Source organism: Pseudomonas sp. BN515 (assembly GCF_029873155.1).
In the GTDB taxonomy this organism is placed as follows: Bacteria; Pseudomonadota; Gammaproteobacteria; order Pseudomonadales; family Pseudomonadaceae; genus Metapseudomonas.
The window spans coordinates 1-22,800 of record NZ_SSOH01000069.1; the positions used below are offsets into that span (position 1 = coordinate 1).

Genomic DNA, 22,800 nt, shown 5'->3' on the forward strand with positions numbered 1-22,800 from the left:
TTGCCCAGTTCGACGAGGATGTCGAGGGTCTTCAGGCCGTACTTGGCCGCCGCCACTTCGGCGTGACGCAGGAAGCTGGAATAGACGCCGGCATAGCCCAGGCCGAGGGTCTCGCGATCCACCCGCACCGGGCGGTCCTGCAGCGGCCGCACGAGATCGTCGGCGGCATCCATCAGCCGGTAGAGGTCGGTGCCGTGATTCCAGCCGAGGCGCTCGGTGGCGGCGATGAGCACTTCCAGCGGCGCGTTGCCGGCACCGGCGCCCATGCCGGCCAGGCTGGCGTCGATGCGGTCGCAACCCTCTTCCACCGCGACGATGGAGTTGGCCACCCCGAGGCTGAGATTGTGGTGGGCGTGCATGCCGGTCTGGGTCTCCGGCTTGAGCACCGCCTTGAAGGCGCGCATGCGGTCACGAATGTCCTGCATGTTCATCGCGCCACCGGAATCCGCCATGTAGATGCACTGGGCGCCGTAGCTTTCCATCAGTTTGCCCTGGGCAGCCAACTGCTCGGCCGGAATCATGTGGCTCATCATCAGGAAACCCACGGTGTCCATGCCGAGGCTGCGGGCGTATTCGATGTGCTGCTGCGACACGTCCGCCTCGGTGCAGTGGGTGGCCACCCGCACGCTACGGGCACCGGCGTCATAGGCCGCCTTGAGGTCGTGCACGCTGCCGATGCCGGGCAGCAGCAGCACGGTGAGGCGGGCGTGCTCGATGACATCGGCGGCCGCTTCGATCCACTCCAGGTCGGTGTGGGCGCCGAAGCCGTAGTTGAAGGATGAGCCCTGCAGGCCGTCGCCGTGGGTGACTTCGATGGCGTCCACCTTCGCCTGGTCCAGTGCACGGGCGATGGCCTGCACCTGGCCGATCGAATACTGGTGGCGGATCGCGTGGCTGCCGTCGCGCAGGGTCACGTCGGAGATGTAGAGCTTCTTGCCGTTCATGGTCGGTCTCCTCAGGCCTTGAGCATCGACTGGGCCATGCGCTCGGCGGTGGCCAGCGCGGCAGAAGTCATGATGTCGAGGTTGCCGGCGTAGCTCGGCAGGTAATGGGCGGCGCCTTCGACTTCGAGGAACACCGAGGTCTTCAGTCCGGAGAAGCGGCCGTGGCCGGGGATGTTCAGGTCGTGGAGCTCATCGAACTGCACCCGCTGCTTCAGGCGATAGCCGGGCACATAGCCCTGTACCGCAGCGGCCATCTCTTCGATGCTGGCCTCCACTTGGGCCTGGTCGGCTGCCTCCGAAAGTACGAACACGGTGTCGCGCATCATCAAGGGCGGCTCGGCAGGGTTCATGATGATGATGGCCTTGCCCTTGGCTGCCCCACCGATCACTTCGATAGCTTTCGAGGTGGTCTCGGTGAACTCGTCGATATTGGCGCGGGTGCCGGGGCCGGCGGACTTGCTGGCGATAGAGGCGATGATCTCGGCGTAGTGCACCTTAGCTACCCGCGACACCGCCGCCACCATCGGAATGGTGGCCTGGCCGCCGCAGGTGACCATGTTGACGTTGAGCTGCTGGAGGTTCTGCTCCAGGTTCACCACCGGCACGCAATAGGGGCCAATGGCAGCCGGGGTCAGGTCTATCAGGCGAATCCCCGGTTTCACGCTGCGCAGAAAGGCGTCGTTCTTTACATGGGCGCCGGCACTGGTGGCGTCGAAGACGAAGTCGATGTCCTGGAACACAGGCAGGCGGGTCAGGCCTTCCACGCCTTCATGGGTGGTGGCGACGCCCAATCGTGCTGCGCGGGCCAGACCGTCGGACGCCCGGTCGATACCGACCATGGCGCCCATTTCCAGGTGCTGCGCGTTACGCAGCACCTTGATCATCAGGTCGGTACCGATGTTGCCGGAGCCGACGATGGCGACTTTGAGTTTATTGCTCATGGGAAAGGTCTCTCTGCTATCACTCGGCACTGAACTGCACGGCCACTTGACCGATGCCTTCGATCACCGCTTCGAAGCGGTCACCAGCTACCACGGCTGACATCGGGCCCAGCGCTCCGGTCAGGATCAGGTCACCTGCCTTCAGCGGTTCGCCCAGGCGAGCCATGGTGCGGGCCAGCCACACGGCGGCATTCAACGGGTGGCCGAGGCATTCGGCACCGCTGCCGCTAGACACCAGCTCGCCATTGCGAGTCATGCGCATGGCGGCCTGGCGCAGGTCCAGGGAATCGAGCCGACGGGCCGGGCCGCCGAGCACGAAGCAGCCGCTGGAGGCGTTGTCGGCCACGGTGTCGACGAAGCGGATGTTCCAGCCCGCCACGCGGCTGCCGACAATCTCCAGGGCCGGCAATACCCAGCCGGTAGCGGCCAGTACATCGGCGAACCCGGTGTCGGCGCGCGGCAGGTCACGGTCGAGGATCAGGGCGATTTCCGCCTCGATCTTCGGCTGCAGCACCCGGCCAATGGGCACCAACTCGTTGTCTCCGTAGGCCATGTCGGCAAACAGGGTGCCGAAGTCCGGCTGGTCCACACCCAGTTGGGCCTGCACCTTGGGATTGGTCAGGCCGATCTTGCGACCGACTACGCGACGTCCGGCCGCAATGCCGTGGGCCACGTTCAGGCGCTGGATGGCGTAGGCGGCTTCGCCGTTGTCTTCGCCGATGCGCTCGCGCAGCGGGCCGATGGCCTCGCCGCTGGCTTCAGCCAAGCGCAAGCCAGCGGCCAGTTGTTCCAGGGAATCTTGGGAAAGGGTCATCTCGCACCTCGGGACTCAGTGGGTGAGGAAGTCCAGCACCATGCGGTTGAACTTGTCCGCGTGCTCCCACTGCGCCCAGTGCCCGCAGTTGTTGAACACGTGGAGTTCGGAGTTGGGGATGCCGGCTACCAGGCGCAGGCCGGTGTCCATGGGCACGAAGCGGTCGTTGCGGCCCCAGATCACCAGGGTTTCGGCCTTGATCTCCGCCAAGCGCGGGCCGAAATCGGGGAATTGCTTGGGGTTGGCCGCAAGACTGGAGACGAAGTTTTCCAGGTGATCACGGCGCGCCAGCATGTTGTCCAGACGGGCCTGGAACAGCGCCTCTGTCAGGTCACTGGGGTCGTAGACGAAGACGTTCATCATCTTCTTCAGGTTGTCGATGGTCGGCTCGCGGTACAGGCCCTGGAGCAGCTTGATGCCCTCGGTGGGCATGGGCGTGAAGGGGCTGGCGCCACCGGTGCCGCCGCCCATGAGTACCAACTTGCCGACCCGCTCCGGCCAGTTCAGGGCGAACGCCACGGCGCTGTGACCGCCCATGGAGTTGCCGAGGATATGCACCCGGTCGAGGTCGAGCTGGTCCACCAGGCCCTTGAGGATGCGGGCATTGAGGTCGGAGCGGGAGCCGCTGCAGACGATGGAGTCGCTTTTGCTCCAGCCTGGGCAGTCCAGCAGGATCACGCGGCAACCGGCGCTAACCAGCGGTTCGATGTTGCGGTTGAAGTTGGCCCAGCCGCTGGCACCCGGGCCGGAGCCGTGGAGCATGACCACGGTTTCGCTGCCCTGGCCGCAGTCGTTGTAGTGGATGTTCAGCTCCAATTCGCCTTCCTGGATGCGGATGAACTGGCTGGTGGATGCTTCGGTAATGGCAGTCATGTCGGATTCTCCGGAAGGGTTCAGGAATGAGCCAACGGGCGGGCACCAAGGGCGCCGAAGCCGGCGATCCATTCAGGAATCGGGCGGTAGTAGCGACCTTCAGCCTGATAGGGGCCGAAGGCGGACAGTGCGGCGAAGGCGGCCACCCAGGTTTTCACCTCGTGGGTGGACTTGCCGGCGATGGCGGAGAGCTCGGCGTTGCCCAGACCATCGAACTCAGGCAGCCGGGCGTCGGCGAGGGTATCGAGGAACTGCTGGTCCCAGGCGGGGTTCAGCGGGTGCAGGCTGTTCTGGTCTTCCACGAAGCGCTCGGCAGCGGCGATCACCCGCTGTTGCCGGGCTTCGCGTTCATCGGCCGGCAGGTTGCGGCCGCTGCCCATCAGCCTGTCGGCCATGCGGGCATCGACTTTGGCCAGTTCCGGCACCGGCGGCTGGTGCGACAGCCCACCGGAGCCGAGGAACAGAACCTTCTTGTCCAGCGTCCGGGCGAAGCGCCCGATAGCTTGGCCGAGCAGGCGGGCACGCTGGAAACTCGGCAGCGGGATGGCCACCGAGTTGACGAAGACCGGGATCACCGGGCAACGATCGAGTCCGCCGAGCAGCAGCTCCAGCGGTTGTGCAAAGCCGTGGTCCACCTGCATGCGGTAGGACACGGCGGCGTCCACGCCGGACTCCAGCACCGCGTCGGCGCAGGCCTCGGCGATTTCCTTCGGCACGCTCAGGGTGCCGGCGGCAGTGCCGAAGTCGCCGATGGCCTCGGCGGCCATGCCAATGCAGAAGGACGGCATCACGTCATAGAAGAAGCCGTTGTAGTGGTCCGGGGCGAATAACACCACCAACTCCGGACCGAACTCAGCGATACGGGCGCGGGCTTCGGCCACAACCGCACCGACTTCAGCAAGCACATCCGGAGTCGGGTCGACATGGCCCACCAGCGGCGTATGGGACAGGCATTGCACCAGGGCACTCATCTCAGGCCACCTTGCTCGCCAGCGGCTGCTGGCTGATCTGGGGCAGCGCCGAGAGCGCGCGGGACAGGGCGTCGCAGGTGCGACCGACGGTCTGCGGAATGGACAACCCCGCAACGAAACGGTCCGGGCGCAGGATCACGATGGAAGCCGGATAACGGCCGAACCAGGTCTTCAAGCGGCCCGTGCGATCGCCAACGCGGATCACGCCTTCCGCCAGCTCTCGCTCGGCCTTGAGCTGGGTTTCCGGGAGTACCTGGATGAAGCGAGTGCCGAGATTCCGCCAGAAGGCCACCTGCTCAGCGGAAAGGCCCCAGGTCGGGTCCACGCCCCAGGCGATAATTGCGAAGTGACTGCCGATCACGTCGTCCAACAGCTTCTCTTCGCCGCTGTCCGTCACCACGCGGGGTTGGATGAACATGCGGCCCACGGGCGAGTCCTTCACCTCCGGACCTGCCGCCACCAGAGCGCCCTGGTGGTACTGCGGCATCGGCTTGAAGCGCATTTCCAGGAAGTAGCGCTTGATCGGCGGCAGGTAGTTCAGCAGCCAGGAAATGCCATCACGCAGCGTGCCCTGCCAGCGCTTTGGCGGTGCCAGGACGTGTCCGGCCAGTACCGACAGATCGATCATCGCCTTGGCGTGGTCGCGACGCTCCTGCTGGTAGCTGTCCAGCAGTTCCTCACCCGCCAGGCCCTTGACCACCAGGGCCAGTTTCCAGGCCAGGTTGCAAGCATCGCGCATGCCGCTGTTGTAACCCTGGCCCTGCCACACCGGCATGATGTGTGCGGCGTCCCCGGCGAGGACGATGCGTTGGACGCGGAACTCGCCGGCCAGGCGGGCGTTGTGGGTGTAGACGCGCTTGCGGATCAGCTCGACGCGATCCGGGTCTGGCAACACCTTGGCCAGCAGCTTGCGCATGTTCTCCGGCTTGCCCAGCTCCTCTTCGGTCTCACCGGGCATCACCATGAACTCGAAACGCCGCACGCCGTGGGGCAACGCCGCCGAGACGTAGGGACGCACCGGGTCGCAGCACAGGTAAACGTTGGGCGTGGCCAGCGGGTCGTTGGCGATATCGATGACGATCCACTGGTTGGGCGCAGTCTTGCCTTCGAAGGAAACGCCCAGGGTGCGGCGCACGTAGCTGTTGCCACCGTCGCACGCCACCAGGTAGCCAGCGCGCACGCTCTCGCGGCCCTGCGGCCCGTCCATCTCGACGCTCACGCCATCGGCGTCCTGGCTGAAGCCGACCAGGTCGCGGGAGAACAGCACCTTCACATTGGAGAAACGCGACAAGCCCTGATGCAGCACCGCATCGACCTGGGGCTGGATGAAGGCATTGCGACGGGACCAGCCGAACTCGTCGGTCATCGGCTGGATGTCGGCGAAGCAGCGGCCTTCGGGGGTCAGGAAGCGCATGGCGTGCCACGGCGTAGTGTGCGGCAGGACCTTGTCCACCAGGCCGATGGCCTGGACGGTGCGCAGGGATTCGTCATCAATGCCGATGGCACGCGGGTAGTCGATCAGCTTGTCGAGCTTCTCGATCACCAGTACCTCGACACCGGCCTGGCCCAGGTAGTTGGCAATGGTCAATCCCACGGGGCCCGCGCCCACTACCACCACGTCGGCGTGGTACTCGGCAGATTGAGCGTTGTCGGGTCGATTGGCGTTCATTGTGTTCATGGTTCTCACCGCGTGGATCAGAGTTGCGAAGCCCGGCCTGCCGGAAAGCGGGCAAGCCGGTCCCAGCCCGCGGCCTGGTGGGAGGTCACGGGAAAGTCATTTCGGAAGTGCTAAAGGTCTCGGGCGTCAGGCCTGGATGGCTGGCGGGTGTCTTCGTCGGACACCGACGTGCAGATCAGGGGAAGTCGGGACGCGATGAACATCGCAGGCAGACTCGACAGCGGGAGCGGTCTCGCGAGGAGCAGTGAAACATCCGCGGAGGGGCTGGGCAGGCAAGGCAGTCAGGTGCGCTGGTTTCATGATTCGTCCCCGCTTGGGTCAGGGTTTTTCGTTGTTGCGGCGAGTATAGGAATCGCCTTCCTTGTCCTACAATGAAAAACCGCCTTGATGTGCACCCAGTGCACATCGTTGATTTAAAACGATTTTATGGTGAATTCATGGCAAGCGATCAGGGCTCTGACTACAAGACGGTACGCGGTCTGACACGCGGTTTGGCCCTGCTCAACACCCTCAACCGGCTGGACGGTGGCGCCAGTACGGCGCGCTTGGCGGAGCTCACCGGCCTGCACCGCACCACGGTGCGCCGGCTGCTGGAAACCTTGCAGGACGAAGGCTATGTACGCCGCAGCGAGTCCGACGACAGTTATCGCCTGTGCCTGAAAGTGCGCGAGCTGAGCGAAGGTTTCCGCGATGAGCAGTGGATCTCGGCCATTGCCACACCGCTGCTCGCCGAGCTGCTGCAGGAAGTTGTCTGGCCCACTGACCTCTGCTCCCTCGACGTGGATGCCATGGTCGTCCGGGAAACCACCCATCGCTTTAGTCGGCTGTCATTTCACCGGAACATGGTCGGCCGTCGTCTGCCGCTGCTGCAGACCGCCACCGGGCTGGCTTACATGGCCTTCTGCCCGGAGGCCGAGCGTGTACGCATCCTGGAGTTGCTGGCCAGCCGCGAGGATGAAGAAGGCCGCCTCGCCCGCGAACCCGTCGCCCTGGACAACCTTCTGCGCAAGACCCGCCATCGGGGTTATGGCGAGAACTATATGAGCTGGAACAAAGAAGAACGCATCGCGTCCATTGCCGTGCCCGTCCACGACCGGGAGCAGCAGCGCCTGCTGGGTTGCCTGAACCTGGTCTACGTAGCCAAGGCCATGAGCATCGAACAGGCCGCCGAACGCTACCTCCCAGCCCTGCTGCGGACTGCGAGGAAAATCGAAGAGGCCCTGTCACAACAGCGGGTGGCAAGCGAATAAGTTCGTGCTGTTTCTCGTGGGGGGCTTGGATGCTGGCGTCGAAATCGAAGCCCGGATGAAATCCGGGAGCGGCCGTGAGAATTTCACCCGGTTCTCATCCGGGCTACCTACAACTCGCTCGTCTTTAACCACCGATAACCACACATCGGGCCTTTGACGGCTTTCCCTGCGCGCCGATATAGTAAGCAACGCTTATTATATGGACACCACACCATGGCCATCCTTGAAGAGAGCCTCGGCTTCCTCCTCGCTGACGCCTCCCGCCTGATGCGACGCGCTTTTGAGCAACAGATCACCGGCAGCAACCTGACCCTCAGCCAGGCTCGCGCACTGGCCCATGTGGCACGCAATGAAGGTTGCCGTCAGGTGGAACTGGCCGAGCAGCTGGAGGTCAAGCCCATTACCCTCGCCCGACTGCTGGACCAGTTGGAACAGGCCGGGCTGGTGGAACGTCGTCCTGATCCGGACGACCGCCGCGCTTACCGCCTCCATCTGTGTGCACAAGCCGATCAGGCCCTGGCGGACATCCGCGCCGCCGGTGCCGCCATGCTCGCTGATGCCCTGCAGGGCATCAGCGAGGAAGAAGAAGCCGCCCTGACCAACGCCTTGCGCAAGATGCGCGCGAACCTTTCCTCACGCTGAACTTCCCGGGACCCGCGCCATGAACACCCATACGGTCATAGATCCGGAACAGGCGACGGAATCCACCGCCAGCCCCCGCCTCAAGCGCCTGCTGCTGATGGGGGGCGTGCCGCTGCTGGCAGCGTTGCTGGGCCTGTTCGCTTACCTCCACGGCGGCCGCTTTGTCGAGACCGACAACGCCTACGCCAAGGCCGACAAGGTGCCGATCAGCGCCGATGTGTCCGGCACCATCACCGAAGTGCAGGTGCGGGAGAATGACCGCGTCGATGCCGGGCAGCTGCTGTTCCGCATCGATCCGGCAAGCTTCCGCATCGCCGTCGCCAGGGCCGAGGCCCGCCTCGCCCAGGTGCGCACCGATCTCGCCGCGCTGAAGGCCAACTACCAGGAAAAGTCCTCCGAACTGGCCCTGGCCCGCACCCGCCATGCCTTCGCCGAGAAGGACCTGCAACGCCAGGCCAACCTCGCGCAGAAGGGTTACCTCTCACCCGCCCGGCTCGACGAATCCCGCCAGGCGACCCAGGTCGCCGCACAAGAGATCGATGCCCGTGAGCACGACCTCAAGCGCATCGCCGAGAACCTCGGCGGCAGCCCCGAGCTGCCCATCGAGCGCCATCCCAGCTACCTCAGCGCCCAGGCCGAACTGGAGCAGGCGCGGCTCGACCTGAAGCGCTCCGAAGTGCGCGCGTCGCTACCCGGCAGCATCAGCAAGGTGCCGCAACCCGGTCAGTACATCAGCGCCGGCAATACCGCGATGACCCTGGTGGTGGACGACAACCTCTGGGTGGAAGCCAACTTCCCGGAGAAGGACCTGACCTATGTGCGGCCCGGCCAGGCGGTAGACGTGCGCTTCGACATCTACCCGGACAACCTCTGGCACGGCGAAGTGGAAAGCCTGAGCCCGGCCACCGGCTCCGAGTTCTCGGTGCTGCCGGCGCAGAACGCCACCGGTAACTGGGTGAAGGTGGCGCAGCGGGTGCCGGTGCGCATCCACCTGCAACCCGACGCCAAGCTGCCGCCGCTGCGCGCCGGTCTGAGCGCCGTCGTGGAAATCGATACCGGCCACCGCCGCAGCCTCGCCAGCCTGCTGCCCTGATCGCCATGAACACGAAAGCCGCCCGGAGCGCCGGCAACCATCGCTGGCTGATCACCCTCTCGGTGATGCTGGCGACCATCATGCAGGCGCTGGACACCACCATCGCCAACGTCGCCCTGCCGCACATGCAGGGCAGCATGGGCACCACCCAGGACCAGATCAGCTGGGTGCTGACCTCCTACATCGTCGCGGCGGCCATCTGCATGCCGCTGACCGGTTTCATCGCCGCGCGCTTCGGCCGCAAGCGCCTGTTCATCTGGTCGATCATCGGCTTCACCATTGCCTCCATGCTCTGCGGCGCGGCCCAGAGCCTGGAGCAGATCGTCCTGTTCCGCCTGCTTCAGGGCGTGTTCGGCGCTAGCCTGGTGCCCCTCTCCCAGGCGGTACTGCTGGACACCTACCCCACCGAGCAGCACGGCTCGGCCATGGCCATCTGGGGTGTCGGCGTGATGGTCGGCCCCATTCTCGGCCCCAGCCTGGGCGGCTGGCTCACCGAGTACTACGACTGGCGCTGGGTGTTCTACATCAACCTGCCGTTCGGCGTGCTGGCCTGGTTCGGCCTGACCGCCTTCCTCAAGGAAACGCCGATCGAACGGGAGCGCCGCTTCGACCTGCTCGGCTTCTCCCTGCTCGCCCTGGCCATCGGCGCGCTGCAACTGATGCTGGATCGGGGCGAATCCCAGGACTGGTTCCATAGCCCGGAAATCCTCGTCGAAGCGGTGCTCGCCGGCCTCGGCCTCTACCTCTTCATCGTCCATGCGCTGACCCACCGCGAGCCCTTCATCGACCCGGCCATGTTCAAGGACCGCAACCTCAGCATCGGCCTGCTGTTCATCTTCATGGTGGGCATCATGCTGTTCGCCAGCATGACGCTGCTGCCGCCCTTCATGCAGAACCTGATGGGCTACCCGGTGCTCGATGTGGGCTACCTGATGGCCCCACGCGGCGTGGGCACCATGGTGGCGATGATGCTGGTGGGCCGGTTGATCACCCGCGTCGACCCGCGCTGGATGATCGGCCTTGGGCTGGTGCTCACCGCCCTGTCGATGTGGGAGATGACGCTATTCACCGCTGAAGTCAGCAGCTTCGCCATCGTCCGCAGCGGCGTGGTCCAGGGCCTGGGCCTCGGGTTGATCTTCGTGCCGCTGTCGACCCTGACCTTCTCCACCCTGGCGCCGCGCTACCGCAATGAAGGCACCGCCCTGTTCAGCCTGATGCGCAACGTCGGCAGCGGCATCGGCATCTCCCTGGTGATCAGCTACCTGGCCCAGCGCACGCAGATCAACCACGCCGCCTTCAGCGACTTCATGACGCCGTTCAATCAGGCGCTGACCCAAGCGACCGAAAGTGGCGCAGTCGACCTGACCAGTCCCGCCGGGCTGGTGGCGTTGAACCTGGAAGTGACGCGCCAGGCCTCGATCCTGGCGTACCTCCAGGACTTCCGCCTGATGATGTTCGTCACCCTCGCGTCCCTGCCCTTGCTGCTGCTGTTGCGCAAGCCGCCGAAAACGACCGAGGCACCGAACCCCCACGCCGTCATGGACTGAACTGGCCCGCCGGCTGGCGTCGCAGCTGATTGCGCCGCCAGGCCGCCGGCGGCGCACCGAACTCACGGCGAAAGGCGCGACTGAACGCGGTATCGGTCTGGTAGCCGACGTCTTCGGCGATGCGCGCCAGCGGAGCGTTGCTGCGGCACAACAGGTTGGCCGCCAGCAGCATGCGCCACTGGGTCAGGTACTGCATGGGCGAGCTCCCAACCAGTTGCTGGAAACGCTCGGCCAGAACGGAACGCGATGTGCCAGCGGTGCGCGCCAGCTCCTCCAGCGTCCAGGCCTGGGCCGGGCACCTGTGCAGGGCATTGAGCGCAGAACCGACGATCCGGTCCCCCAGCCCCGCCAGCCAGCCGGTGCGCCCTTCGGCCTGTTCGTTCATGTACAGGCGCAGCACCTCGATGAAAAGCACCTCGGCCAGTTTGGCCAGCACCCCTTCGCCGCCCGGCCGGGGCGACTTCGCCTCAGACAGGGCATAGCGCACCGAAGCTTCCAGCCAGGGCCCGGCGCTGGAGTCGCGCACGTTGACCCGCACCAGTGACGGCAGCCCGGCCAGCAACATATCCGCCAGCCGCGCATCGCAGGCCAGGTAACCACAGACCAGACGGGTAATTGCACCGCCGCCGCCATAAGCCAGCTGCCGGGGCCGGCGCGACAGTACGTCTTCCAGGCGCCCGCCCTTGGCCGGTGGCAGGCCGGGTTGTGAGGTCATGCGATGGGCGTCGCCCTGGGGAAAGATCACCACGTCTCCGGCCACCAGGTGCACGGGCCGGTCGCGGCCGAGTTCGACGAAGCACTCGCCCTGGGTGATGAGATGGAAGATCACCACGCGCTCGGCCCCCGGCTCCAGCAGGGGCGCCACCGAATCGGCGCGGGGCGACTGGTAGCACCAGGGCGCACTGAAGCGCGCGTTGATGAAGATCGCGCCGACTAGGCGGACGACGCGCAAGGTTTCCGACAAAGCGTCCATCAGTCCTCACCTCCGGCGCATTCCTGAAATTCTGGGCGGCGTATGAATTTCGCAGCGGATCGTCGGATAAGCGGTGGTGCGCGGACGATCGGACAGCCCTTGCCGACGCTCGGGCAGGACGGCATGCCGGAACGGGCGGATAGTTCCCCTGCACGCCGCTTCTGCCCAATCGAACGACGGCGTGTCCGCACTACCTAGAAAGCCAAGAAAACGAGGTCACCATGCCCAAGTTCCTCATTGAAAGAGAGATACCGGAAGCTGGAAAACTCACGGAACGAGACCTCAAAGCCATTTCACAGAAGTCCTGCCGGGTGCTCAGAGAGCTCGGACCAGAGGTGCAGTGGATACAGAGCTACGTCACCGACGACAAGCTGTACTGCGTCTACATCGCCGCCAGCGAGGAGCAGGTCAGGGAGCACGCCCACCAGGGCGGTTTCCCGGTCAACCGCATCTCCCGCATCAGCTCGATCATCGACCCGACCACCGCCGAATGAGCCCTGAAATGACTTCCGCTATTGATCTGAACGTACTTAAAAGCAAGCAGATGGCCTCCTGGGCCAGCGGCGACTACGCCGTCGTCGGTACCACCCTGCAACTGGTCGGCGAACTGCTCGCCGAAGCCTGCGACCTGCGCAACGGCGAGACCGTGCTGGATGTCGCAGCCGGCAACGGCAATGCCACCCTGGCCGCTGCGCGCCGAGGTGGGCGGGTAACCTCCACCGACTATGTAGAGGCCCTGCTGGAACGTGGCCAGGAACGCGCCCGCGCCGAGCGGCTGGAGGTGACCTTCCAGGCGGCCGATGCCGAGAACCTGCCCTTCACTGACGCCAGCTTCGACGTCGTGCTGTCCACCTTCGGCGTGATGTTCACCCCCGACCAGGCCAAGGCCGCCTCCGAGCTGGCCAGGGTCTGCCGTCCCGGTGGGCGCATCGGCCTGGCCAACTGGACGCCAGACGGGTTCATCGGCCAGGTGTTCAAGACCCTCGGCCGCCACCTGCCGCCGCCACCCGGCGTGCAGCCGCCCTCGCTCTGGGGCGTGGAGAGCCACCTGCGCGAACTGTTCGACGACACCGCCCGCGAGATTTCCGTGGCGCGGCGACTGCACAACTTCCGCTACCAGTCGCCAGCGCACTTCATCGAGGTGTTCCGCAAATGGTACGGCCCGGTGCACAAGGCCTTCGCGGCTCTCCCCGCTGACGCCGCCACGACCCTCGAACGGGACCTGACCGAGTTGCTGGAGCGCTACAACCGCGCCGGGCCCGAGTCGCTCATCGTGCCCAGCGAGTACCTGGAGGTGGTGATCACCCGCCGCTGAGATGAAGGTCGTACTTGCTCCTGTGGGGGCGAATGAATTCGCCCCCACAGGGATCATTGCGCTTTGGATGGCGGTAGGGTGCGCTGCGCGCACCGATAATCTCCCCCGCGGTGCTTAAACGCCGGTGCGCACGGCGCACCCTACTCGCAGGAGTCCGCATCTGCGTTTTCTTGCAAAACGGCATGAGGCGACCCGCTTCTGAATCGGCGCATTTCTGGTAGCCTCGGGGCTTTCCGCCGTACGGCCCAGCCAGGGAAGCCCAGGACCCATGCCCACTTCGATTCTCGACCCACTGGACTATGAAATCGTTCGCGAGCTGCAGGAGGACGGACGCCGCGCGTTCCGCGAAGTCGCCCGCAACCTGTCGGTCCCCGAAGCCACCGTCCGTACCCGAGTGAAGCGCCTGCAGGACCAGGGCATCCTGCAAATCCTCGCCTTCACCAACCCCTCCAAGCTGGGTCAGGCCAAACTCGCGCTGTTCTTCGTCACTGTCGCCCCGCAGGACCACGACCGCGTCGTCGATACTCTCGGCCGCTGGAGTGAAGTCAGCTACCTCTCCACCACCCTCGGTTCAGCCGATATCTGCGTGCAGGTGCTCTGCCGCGACGACGAGACCCTCTGGGGCCTGCAACAGAAAGTGCGCAGCCTGCCCGGCGTGCAGGACGTGCGGATGATGCAGGAAGTGAAGGTGCACAAGATCCGCTTCACCATCCCGTCGGCGCAGCCGGCCGAAGAGTGAGCTGAACTCAGACTCGTAGGGTGCGCCGTGCGCACCAGCGGTGTTTGGGTCTTCTACTGCCCCGTCAATTGACGCCGAACCGGTGCGCATGGCGCACCCTACGGGTTGTACCCTCCGCAACCCCGCAATTCCCTCGACCGCTCGTCTGCGTTTTGCGCATTTCACGCCGCAACTCTTCGCGCATTGCGCATTTCCTTCTGCGCCATTTTCGCGCACCGCATCCACTGATTTGCCCCCTCTCCCGCCGCCACCCGCTTTAGCACGGGCCTTTCCAGCCGGCTTCCGCCTTGGCGCACCAGGCGTGCCATAGCGGCGCAATGCGTATTTTAATTACACGCATATTGCGCAATGCGTATTTTTAATCGACATAAACGTATACATGCGCAAATAAACGACTTAGCATCCACTCATCGCGCGACCTTCCTACAAACACAAGACAAGATGAGGGCGATGCACATGCACCAGGCCAATCCAGGCTCCGAACATTCGGCGGCACTCGCAAAAACCATTCGCTGGTGGGACGGGGTGGCCATCACCCTGAGCCTGCCAGCGGCCCTGTTCGTCGGCCTCGGCTACTCCATCGGCGCCATCGGTGCCTGGGCGGCACTGGCACTCTGGGCGGCCATCGCCGCCGTGGCGGTCCTGCATAACTGGGTCTATTCGGAAATGGGCGCCATGTTCACCGAGAAGTCCGGTGGCATCGCGCTCTACGCCAACGAAGCCTGGAGCCAACGCATCCCCTGCCTCGGCCCGCTGGCCACTTACGCCTACTGGTTCGCCTGGGCTACAGCTCCCGCCATCTGGGGCCTGGCGGTGGCGCAGATCCTCACCGAGCAGTTCTTCCCCAACGCCAGTTACAGCCTGGACCTGGGCGTGATGCAACTCGACCTGCCGCAGCTGATCGCCCTGGGCGTCGCGCTGTTTTCCTGGGCGCTGAGCATGGTCAACCTACGCTTCACCATGATCATCATCACGGCCGCCGGCGTGTTGCTGATGATCCCGGTACTGATCTTCGGTGGCAGTTTCCTGGCCAGTGGCTGGAATACCGGCAGCTTCACCTGGCGCATCAGTGGCGACGCCGAGGGCCTACGCACCGTGTTCGCCTGGCTGTTCGTCATGGCCTGGTCGGCCTACGCCGTGGAAGCCGCCGCGTCCTTCATTCCCGAGTTCCGCGACACCGTGCGTGATACCCGCAAGGCCCTGCGCATTTCCGCGCTGATCCTGCTGCTGGTGTTCACCCTCACGCCACTGGGCCTGGCCGGCCTGCTCGGTGAGCAGGTGCTTGCCGACCACCCCTACGGCTTCCTCCAGATAGGCGCCCAGACGCTGCTGGGCGGTGGCGCCGCGCTGATCACCCTGGTGCTGATCGCCGGCATCCTGGTGCTCTCGGTGATGGGTACCGCCGACGCTGGCCGCGCCCTCTACCAGAGTTCGCTGGACGGCCTGACCATCCGCCAGTTCGGCACCCTCAACCGCTCTGGCGTGCCGGCCCGCGCCGTCACCGTGCAACTGCTGATCAACATCGCCCTGGTGCTTTTCGTGGGTAACGCCCTGGCGGTGATCGTCGCCGGCAACGTCGGCTACGTATTGGCCCACCTGCTGGCGGTGGCCGGTTTCGTGGTGCTGCGCAAGGACCGTCCGGATGCCACCCGCCCGATCCGCCTGGGCCGTGGTTGGATCGCCATCGCCGCCGGCCTCGCCCTGTTCGATGGACTGATCCTCGTGGTCGGCACCACCAGCGCCTCCATCACCGGCTACGGCGGCCTGAAGGAAGTCGGCATCGCCATCGCCGTGCTCGCCATCTCCCAGGTGCTGTTCCGCCTGCGCCGCCTGCAGGACCGCGCCCTGCCCGCCACCGCGCCCTTTCACTGATCCTGATAACGCCAGAAGGAAACCCTGATGAGCATCGATAACAAGGCCCGCCTTGCGTGGCCTAACAAGCGCCCTGTTGCCGTTTCACTGACCTTCGACGTGGACGCCGAGGCCGGCCTGCTGGGTGACAGCCCGAGTTTCGCCCGCCGCCTGACCAGCCTGTCCGAGGGCCGTTTCGGCGTCACCCGTGGCGTGCCGCGCATCCTCGAGCTGCTGCGCCGCCACAAGATTCCGGCGTCCTTCTTCGTGCCTGGTCACACCGCCGACCTTCACCCCCGGCTGATCGAGCAGTTGCTTGAAGACGGTCACGAAGTCGGCCATCACGGCCACATGCACCTGCGCAGCGACCGCATCTCCAGTACCGAGCAGATCGAGGAAATGGAACGGGGCCTGGAAGCCCTGGCCCGTGCCGGCGCGCCGAAACCCGCGGGCTACCGTTCCTCGTCCTGGGAACTGACCCCGGAAACCTTCGAGCTGGTCCTGGCCAAGGGCTTCGCCTACGACTCCAGCTGCATGGGCGATGACCGCCCCTACTACGAGACCTGGAACGGCCAGTCGATCCTCGAACTGCCGGTGCACTGGTCCCTGGACGACTGGCCCATGTTCGGCTGGGGCATCGACAACGGCGGCAACTTCACCCATCCGCGCACCCTCGCCGACACCTGGCTGGCCGAGTACGAGTCGGCTCGCCGCGATGGCCGCCACACCACCTTCACCATGCACCCGGAAGTGATCGGCCGCGCTGCGCGCTTCGAGCAGCTGGAGCGTTTCGTCGAGCGACTGGTGAGCGACGGCGATGTCTGGTTCGCCCGCCTGGACGACGTGGCGAAGCAGGTCGCCCCGCAACTGAAGAAGGTGGCCTGATGAGCATTCGCTTCCGTTCCACCGCCGTCACGCCCGCTGCCCGTGGCCTGGAGTTCGGCCGAGTGCATGCCGAGAAGATCCAGGCGACCGTCGACCGCTACCACACGCTGTTCGAGCGGGTCGCCACCCGCCCCTACGACCTGCGTGCCCTGGGCAGCCAGGCGTTGGTGCGCATCGCCGCATTCGCCCCGCCGCTGTATGACGAAATCCTCGCCATGGCCGAAGGCGCCGCAATCGAGCCGTCGTACCTGGGCGCCATCAATGCGCGCACCGAGATCCTCGCCTTCCTCGGCGCCCAGCTGCGCGGTGAGTGCTCCACCGTGGTCCGCCTGGAGCCGTTCAGCGGTTCACCGGCAACAGCGCAGACCTGGGACTGGTACGCGGAGTTCGCCGACCACTGGCTGACCTGGGAAATCCCCCATGCCGACGGCAGCCGGACGACCACCGTCACCGAGTTCGGCATCGTCGGCAAAGCCGGGGTCAACAGCCGTGGCCTGGGGGTGCACTTCAACATCCTCCACCACGCCGACGACGGGCAAGGCATCGGCGTGCCGGTGCACGTGGCCTCGCGCTGGATGCTGGACAGCTGCAACGACATCAACCAGGCCTTGCAACTGCTGGGTTCGGCGAAGGTATCGGCGTCCAGCTCCCTGACGTTGATCGCCGCGAAGGACCATTCCAGCGCCGCCGTTTCGGTGGAGCTGCATCCTGGCGGACCGGGCCTGGTGTTTCCCGATGCTGATGGCCTGCTGGTGCACACCAACCACTTCCTTTCCAGCCCGGCGCGGGAGTTCGACACCGAACCCGCCGCCTACCCGGACACCCTGATTCGCCACGACCTGCTGGTGCGACGCCTGTCCGGCCGCCAGGGCCTGACGCCGCAGAAGCTGCTGGCCGCACTGAACAGCCACCTCGGTGGCGGCGCCGCCCTGTGCTGCCACCCGGACCCGGCGCAACCGGCCGCAGGCCAGTACGCCACCCTGGCGAGCATCGTCATCGATGTCGCCAACGGCACCCTCACCGCCCTGCCCGGCGGCCCCTGCGGCCATCCGGACTGGCTCGACAACCACTGAACCCAGACAACAACAAAGGAGCCATCCCATGCTCAAGCTCAAACGCCTCGACAACATGGACATCCTCACCAACGACGTTCAGCGCCTGGTGGACTTCTACCATGGCACCCTGGGCCTCGGTTTCTTCCTGCCCTATGTGGCCGAAGAGAAGTGGGCCGCCATCGAGATGGGCAACGTCACCCTGTACATCTTCCACACCACCGACACCACGCCTGTGGAACGTCGCACCGCCGTGAACCTGGAAGACAAACCGGGCTTCGACTCCTTCGCCTTCGAAGTGGAGAACCTCGACGCCGCCATTGACTACCTCGACGGCAAGGTGGAATGGGTCACCGCCGAGCCCATCGAGTGGCAACACCCGAATGGCACCCACTACCGCTACCGCCCGATGTTCGACCCGGACGGCAACATGTTCTACGTCACCGAACCCCACAAGACCGTCTGACCGTCCCACCGGAGAAACCCCATGACTGCTGCAACCCAAGGGGCCCAGGCTACCCAGGCGCCCGAGGCGGTGCTCGCCCTGTCGCCGGCCGCCCAACGCCTGGAAGGCCGTGTCGCCCTCGTTACCGGAGCCGGCCGTGGCGCCGGCCGTGCCCACGCCCGCCTGCTGGCCGCCCGTGGTGCGGCCGTGGCCATCGTCGATATCGACGAAGACGTAGCCCGCGCCACCGCTGCTGAAATCGAAGCCGCCGGTGGCCGCGCCATCGCCCTGGTGGCCGACATCACCGAGCGCAACCTGGCCGAGCGCCTGGTGGCCGAGGTGGCCGAAACCCTGGGCGGGATCGATATCCTCGTGCACAACGCCGGGATGATGTACTCGCTCAAAGGGCTGACCGACACCGACGACGCCAACTTCGACCGCCTGCTGGCGATCAACGTCCACGCCCCGCTCTACCTCACCCGCGCCGCCCTGCCGCACCTGCGCAAGAGCCGCGCCCCGCGCGTGATCTTCATCAACTCCCAGTGGGGCCAGGTGCCCGACGGCCACTCCTACGGCTACATGGTCGGCAAGGCCGCGCAGCTGGGCCTGATGAAGACCATGGCCAAGGAATTCGTCAGCGAAGGAATCCTGGTCAACGCCATCACCCCCGGCGCCATCCTCACCCGCATGGTCCCCGAGGAATACATCGAGGGAGAGAAGGCCAACATCCCGCTGGGCCGCCTGGTCCATCCCGAGGAAATCGCTGCCGCCGTGGCCTTCCTCGCTTCCGACGAAGCCGCCTTCATCACCGGCCAGGCACTGCCGGTGAACGGTGGCGCCCTGGTCGTCGGCATCTGACCCCACAACAAGAATTACGCCGTGAGGATTCACCCATGACTACTGCACTCCCCCAGCGCCAACGCGCCGAACAGGCCATGCGCCGCCAATGGTTCCCGGTCGCCCGCTCCGCTGACCTGGCCACCCCGCAATCCGCCACCCTGCTCGGCCAGCGCCTGGTGGTGTACCGCACCGAGTCCGGCAAGGCCGTGGTGCAGGACGCCCGCTGCCCGCACCGGGGCGCCGACTTCGCCCTGGGCAAGGTGCATGGCGAGAACATCGCCTGCCCCTACCACGGCTGGCAGTTCAGCGCCGAGAGCGGCAAGTGCAGCCACATCCCGTCGCTGGAAGACCAGTGCAAGATCCCGCCCCAGGCCGCCATCCGCATCTATCCGGCCATCGAGCGCTTCGCCCATGTCTGGACCGTGCTGGAAGAGCCGGCCACCGAGCTCTATGCCCCCGAGCAGTGGAGCAATCTGGAGTTGGACTGGCTGGCCGCCACGCCGCTGGAGTCCCCTACCGGCGTTGCCGTGGCCATCGAGAACTTCCGCGACGTGGCCCACTTCCCCTTCGTCCACGAAGTCTCCATGGGCCCCAGCAAGCACGTAGTCGAACCGCTGAACGTCAAGCGCGAAGGCCTGGATATCTGGATGCAGCGGCCGCTGGATGCCGGCGATGGCGACTGGGCCAACGATGGCGACTGCATGATGTTCTACCACTGCGTCGCACCGGGCCTGGCCAGCATCACCTACGACTACGAGCGTCTGGGCAAGCGCATCGTCGCCGGCTTCCCCAGCCCGGTGGCCTATGACGAAGTGAAGATTTTCTGGGGCGTGGCCAACGAGCGCGACTACAAGGGCCTGGGCCTCGAGGAATGCCTGCGCATCGAGGAGATGGTCTACCTGGAAGACATGCCCATCGCCGCCGGCATCTGGCCGCGCGAGATCGACTGGGACGGCGTCTTCGTCGAGCACTCGGTGCCGGCCGACCTCTTCACCCTCAATTACCGCCGCGCCTTCCGCGAGTTCATCGAACGCGCCAACCAACCGGTGGCAACGCAGGTGGCGTCGTGAACGGGCAGATCGAGGTCCTGATCACCTGCATGCGGCTGGAGGCCGACGGCGTGATCTCCCTCGAACTGCAAACGCCGGAACGCACGCCGTTCCCGGAATGGAGCGCGGGCTCACACATCGACCTGCTGCTGCCGTCCGGCCTGGTGCGCCAGTACTCGTTGCATGGCGACCCGCGTGATCGCACGCGCCTGTCCATCGGCGTACTGCTGGAGGCCAAGGGGCGTGGTGGCTCGCGGGAAGTGCACGAGCACTTGCGAGTGGGTCAGCGCATCGCCATTCGCGGTCCGCGCAACGCTTTTCCGCTCGCCGCTGGCCAGCACTACCTCTTCGTTGCAGGGGGGATCGGCATCACGCCGATCCTCGCCATGGCCCGCGAGGTCCAGCGAGCGGGTGCTGACTGGCAGCTCATCTACGGTGGCCGTTCGCGGCGCTCCATGGCCTTCATCGATGAATTGCTGGCCCTCGGCGGTGATCGCGTATCCATCCAGCCGGCGGATGAAAGCGGGCTGCTGGACCTGGACGACATTGCCGCCCGCGCCGCCGATGGCCGCCACGTCTACAGCTGCGGCCCGGCGCCGCTGCTGGACGCGCTGACCGAGCGGTTCAAGGTGGATGGCCTGTCCGCGAACCTGCACCTGGAGCGCTTCGCCCCGGCAGCGCCCGTGCCCTGTGCCGGCAATGGCCAGGGCCTGACGCTGATCCTCGCCCGCAGCGGTCGCGAAGTCGTGGTGCCAGAGGAGCTTTCTGTGATGCAAGCCCTGCGCGAAGCCGGCTGCAACGTGTCGTCCTCCTGTGAACAGGGCGTGTGCGGCATGTGCGAAACCCGCGTGCTGGCCGGTGAAGTCGATCACCGCGACATGCTGCTGACCGACGCCGAGCGCGAGCGCAACAACGTCATGATGGTCTGCGTCTCCCGCGCACGGACCCCGACCCTCACCCTGGACCTTTGAAGGAGGCGTCTCGGGATGGCCGGGATCGAACAACACGTGCTCAAGGTGTCGATCCTGGCCACCGCTCTGGTGGCCTGTGGCGGCATCGTCTTCGGTCTCTGGGCCGGCTCGCAGTCCATCGTCTTCGATGGGCTGTTCAACGCCATCGACTCCTGCATGGCGATGCTGTCGCTGATGGTCTCGCGGCTGCTGGTGAAGCAGCCGGGGCGACGCTTCCAGCAGGGTTACTGGCATTTCGAGCCGCTGGTGCTGGCGCTCAACGGCAGCGTACTGGTGCTGCTGTGCGTCTATGCGCTGATCAACTCGGTCAGTGGCCTGATGCGAGGTGGGCACGCGCTGGCGTTCGACTCCGCGCTAATTTATGCAGTGGTCACGCTGGCCGGTTCGGCCCTGATGCTGGGCTACCAGCGGCGCCGTAATCGCCGCTTGAAGTCCGAGCTGATCCAGCTGGATATCCAGAGCTGGCTGATCTCCACCCTGATCACCGCCGCTCTGCTGCTGGCCTTTGCCACGGGATTCGTCCTGCAAGGCACGCCCTGGCAATGGCTCACGCCTTATATCGATCCGGCCATCCTCGCCCTGCTCTCGCTGCTGCTGATCCCCGGTCCGCTGCGCACCGTGGTGAAAGCGGTGAAGCAGGTCCTGCGCATCACCCCCGAATCACTGGACGAGGAAATCACCGGGCTGATGGCGGGCATGACGCGGCGCTATGGCTTCGAGTGCAGCTCCCATTCCGTGGCCCAGATCGGCCGGGGGCTGTTCGTGGAGATCCAGATCGTGCTGCCCGAGGCCATGGACCGCTGGCGCGTTTCCGAGCTGGATGCCTTGCGCGCTGAGATTGCCGCCGCCATTGGCCGTGAAGGCCCCAACCGCTGGCTGGCGATCGCCTTTACCCGCGACCGCCGCTGGATCTGAATCAACCCCATCGAGAACTGACCATGTGGTTCCAGACTGAATCCGCGCGGCTGGTGCCGCAGCTGTCCGAATGGATCGCCCGCCTGCTCAACGGCCAGCCCATCGAGCCCAGCGGGCAGTTGGCCGTTCACCCCTCGCTGCGCCAGTCGCTGGAACGCCTGCAACTGGCCTGGCGGCAACAGCGCGCCGCGCTCGACAACCACGAACCGCCGCCCTGCACGGAAGAAGAATTCACCACCCTGCAGCGTCAGCTCGATGACGGCCTCGACCAGCAGGTGCTGCTCCAGGCTCAGCTCGACGCCGCGCACCAGCTCCTGGGCGAACAGCAACAGCGCCTCGCGGGCTGGGACCAGGAACAGCGCGCCTGGGAGCTGACCCGCCAGACCCTCACCGAAGGCAGCTGGGACCTGCTGGTGGCCAATGGCGACCCGGACCATCCGCAAAGCCGCATCCGCTGGTCCGAGCAGTTCTGCGCGTTGGTCGGCCACAGCCGTAGCGAACTGCCCGATGGCTGGGACAGCTACAACCAGATCACCCACCCGGATGACCTGAAGGGGGTGATGCGGCACTTCGGCGAGCTGGTCCGCGATCCTTCGCCAGACGCTTCCTACGTGGCCGAGTACCGCATGTGCCACAAGACCCGTGGCGATACCTGGTTCCGTGAACGGGCCCGCTGCCTGCGGGACGAGCGTGGCGTGCTGCTGCGGGTGACCGGTGCGGTGCGCGACATCAGCGATGAGAAGCAGGCCGAGGCCGCGCGCCAACGGGAACAGGCGGCGATGCAAGCCACTTACGACCAGATCGCCCAGGTGGTGGGCGTGATCAAGGCCATCGCCGACCAGACCAACCTGCTGGCCCTGAACGCCGCCATCGAAGCGGCGCGCGCCGGGGAAGTCGGCCGGGGCTTCTCAGTGGTGGCGGATGAAGTGAAGAATCTCGCCCGCCGCACCCGAGTCGCCACCCAGGAGATCCAGGACATGCTGGAGCGGCGATAGCTAATTACCGGGTGTTG

At 65.7% G+C, this 22,800-nt stretch carries 23 protein-coding genes; 16 read left to right on the top strand and 7 right to left on the bottom strand.

Features of this window, described 5'->3' with window-relative positions; genetic code table 11:
• The 6 genes from dmpG to E8E91_RS16545 all read right to left on the bottom strand — a co-directional run.
• A partial coding sequence (gene dmpG / locus E8E91_RS16520; protein WP_280376312.1) for a 4-hydroxy-2-oxovalerate aldolase occupies nt 1-944 on the bottom strand: 944 nt, incomplete at its 3' end.
• 11 nt (nt 945-955) lie between these two features.
• A complete protein-coding gene (locus tag E8E91_RS16525) occupies nt 956-1,885 on the bottom strand; it encodes an acetaldehyde dehydrogenase (acetylating) (protein ID WP_280376283.1) in 930 nt (309 codons plus the stop codon).
• 19 nt (nt 1,886-1,904) lie between these two features.
• A complete protein-coding gene (gene mhpD, locus E8E91_RS16530) occupies nt 1,905-2,699 on the bottom strand; it encodes a 2-keto-4-pentenoate hydratase (RefSeq protein ID WP_280376282.1) in 795 nt (264 codons plus the stop codon).
• Nucleotides 2,700-2,714: 15 nt separating this feature from the next.
• Nucleotides 2,715-3,572 (bottom strand): alpha/beta fold hydrolase, encoded by an 858-nt coding sequence (locus tag E8E91_RS16535; protein WP_280376996.1) that lies wholly within the window; start codon nt 3,570-3,572, stop codon nt 2,715-2,717.
• 20 nt (nt 3,573-3,592) lie between these two features.
• The gene (gene mhpB / locus E8E91_RS16540) at nt 3,593-4,543 is read right to left on the bottom strand and encodes a 3-carboxyethylcatechol 2,3-dioxygenase (RefSeq protein ID WP_280376999.1); all 951 of its coding nucleotides are present in this window, start codon (nt 4,541-4,543) and stop codon (nt 3,593-3,595) included.
• Nucleotide 4,544: 1 nt separating this feature from the next.
• Complete coding sequence (locus E8E91_RS16545) at nt 4,545-6,287, bottom strand: bifunctional 3-(3-hydroxy-phenyl)propionate/3-hydroxycinnamic acid hydroxylase (RefSeq protein WP_280377065.1); 1,743 nt, start codon at nt 6,285-6,287, stop codon at nt 4,545-4,547.
• A 371-nt stretch (nt 6,288-6,658) separates the two neighbouring features.
• On the opposite strand from E8E91_RS16545, the gene E8E91_RS16550 reads away from it, so the two are divergent.
• From E8E91_RS16550 to E8E91_RS16565, 4 genes are all read left to right on the top strand, one after another.
• The gene (locus E8E91_RS16550) at nt 6,659-7,471 is read left to right on the top strand and encodes a DNA-binding transcriptional regulator (protein WP_280377001.1); all 813 of its coding nucleotides are present in this window, start codon (nt 6,659-6,661) and stop codon (nt 7,469-7,471) included.
• Between the two features lie 213 nt (nt 7,472-7,684).
• Entirely contained in the window at nt 7,685-8,113 is a 429-nt protein-coding gene (locus tag E8E91_RS16555; protein ID WP_280377003.1) for a MarR family transcriptional regulator, read from the top strand.
• A gap of 19 nt (nt 8,114-8,132) precedes the next feature.
• Nucleotides 8,133-9,206 (top strand): HlyD family secretion protein, encoded by a 1,074-nt coding sequence (locus E8E91_RS16560; protein WP_280377005.1) that lies wholly within the window; start codon nt 8,133-8,135, stop codon nt 9,204-9,206.
• A 5-nt stretch (nt 9,207-9,211) separates the two neighbouring features.
• On the top strand, nt 9,212-10,753 hold the full coding sequence (locus tag E8E91_RS16565; RefSeq protein ID WP_280377008.1) for a DHA2 family efflux MFS transporter permease subunit: 1,542 nt from the start codon (nt 9,212-9,214) through the stop codon (nt 10,751-10,753).
• Here the strand turns inward: E8E91_RS16565 and E8E91_RS16570 are convergent.
• Nucleotides 10,743-11,726 (bottom strand): AraC family transcriptional regulator, encoded by a 984-nt coding sequence (locus E8E91_RS16570; RefSeq protein ID WP_280371738.1) that lies wholly within the window; start codon nt 11,724-11,726, stop codon nt 10,743-10,745. The genes E8E91_RS16565 and E8E91_RS16570 overlap by 11 nt on opposite strands.
• Before the next feature lie 221 nt (nt 11,727-11,947).
• Here E8E91_RS16570 and E8E91_RS16575 point away from each other — a divergent pair, with 221 nt between their 5' ends.
• The 12 genes from E8E91_RS16575 to E8E91_RS16630 all read left to right on the top strand — a co-directional run bounded on the left by E8E91_RS16575 (nt 11,948) and on the right by E8E91_RS16630 (nt 22,783).
• Nucleotides 11,948-12,220, top strand: a complete 273-nt coding sequence (locus E8E91_RS16575) for a DUF4242 domain-containing protein (RefSeq protein WP_280371739.1) — start codon at nt 11,948-11,950, stop codon at nt 12,218-12,220.
• An 8-nt stretch (nt 12,221-12,228) separates the two neighbouring features.
• Nucleotides 12,229-13,041, top strand: a complete 813-nt coding sequence (locus E8E91_RS16580) for a class I SAM-dependent methyltransferase (protein WP_280377010.1) — start codon at nt 12,229-12,231, stop codon at nt 13,039-13,041.
• A gap of 268 nt (nt 13,042-13,309) precedes the next feature.
• A complete protein-coding gene (locus E8E91_RS16585) occupies nt 13,310-13,780 on the top strand; it encodes an Lrp/AsnC family transcriptional regulator (RefSeq protein ID WP_280377012.1) in 471 nt (156 codons plus the stop codon).
• A gap of 456 nt (nt 13,781-14,236) precedes the next feature.
• Nucleotides 14,237-15,652, top strand: coding sequence for an APC family permease (locus tag E8E91_RS16590; protein ID WP_280377016.1), 1,416 nt, complete (start codon nt 14,237-14,239; stop codon nt 15,650-15,652).
• 27 nt (nt 15,653-15,679) lie between these two features.
• Nucleotides 15,680-16,516: a polysaccharide deacetylase gene (locus E8E91_RS16595; RefSeq protein ID WP_280377018.1), complete on the top strand. Its 837-nt coding sequence runs from the start codon at nt 15,680-15,682 to the stop codon at nt 16,514-16,516.
• On the top strand, nt 16,516-17,589 hold the full coding sequence (locus E8E91_RS16600; protein ID WP_280377021.1) for a C45 family autoproteolytic acyltransferase/hydolase: 1,074 nt from the start codon (nt 16,516-16,518) through the stop codon (nt 17,587-17,589). Before E8E91_RS16595 ends, E8E91_RS16600 begins: the two co-directional genes overlap by 1 nt.
• Nucleotides 17,590-17,617: 28 nt before the next feature.
• Nucleotides 17,618-18,034, top strand: a complete 417-nt coding sequence (locus tag E8E91_RS16605; protein ID WP_280377024.1) for a VOC family protein — start codon at nt 17,618-17,620, stop codon at nt 18,032-18,034.
• 21 nt (nt 18,035-18,055) lie between these two features.
• The gene (locus tag E8E91_RS16610; RefSeq protein WP_280377027.1) at nt 18,056-18,871 is read left to right on the top strand and encodes an SDR family NAD(P)-dependent oxidoreductase; all 816 of its coding nucleotides are present in this window, start codon (nt 18,056-18,058) and stop codon (nt 18,869-18,871) included.
• Between the two features lie 35 nt (nt 18,872-18,906).
• The gene (locus E8E91_RS16615; protein WP_280377028.1) at nt 18,907-19,923 is read left to right on the top strand and encodes a Rieske 2Fe-2S domain-containing protein; all 1,017 of its coding nucleotides are present in this window, start codon (nt 18,907-18,909) and stop codon (nt 19,921-19,923) included.
• A complete protein-coding gene (locus E8E91_RS16620; RefSeq protein WP_280377030.1) occupies nt 19,920-20,873 on the top strand; it encodes a PDR/VanB family oxidoreductase in 954 nt (317 codons plus the stop codon). Before E8E91_RS16615 ends, E8E91_RS16620 begins: the two co-directional genes overlap by 4 nt.
• 15 nt (nt 20,874-20,888) lie before the next feature.
• Nucleotides 20,889-21,788 (top strand): cation transporter, encoded by a 900-nt coding sequence (locus tag E8E91_RS16625; protein WP_280377032.1) that lies wholly within the window; start codon nt 20,889-20,891, stop codon nt 21,786-21,788.
• Between the two features lie 23 nt (nt 21,789-21,811).
• Nucleotides 21,812-22,783, top strand: coding sequence for a methyl-accepting chemotaxis protein (locus tag E8E91_RS16630; protein WP_280377035.1), 972 nt, complete (start codon nt 21,812-21,814; stop codon nt 22,781-22,783).
• Nucleotides 22,784-22,800 lie beyond the last annotated feature (17 nt).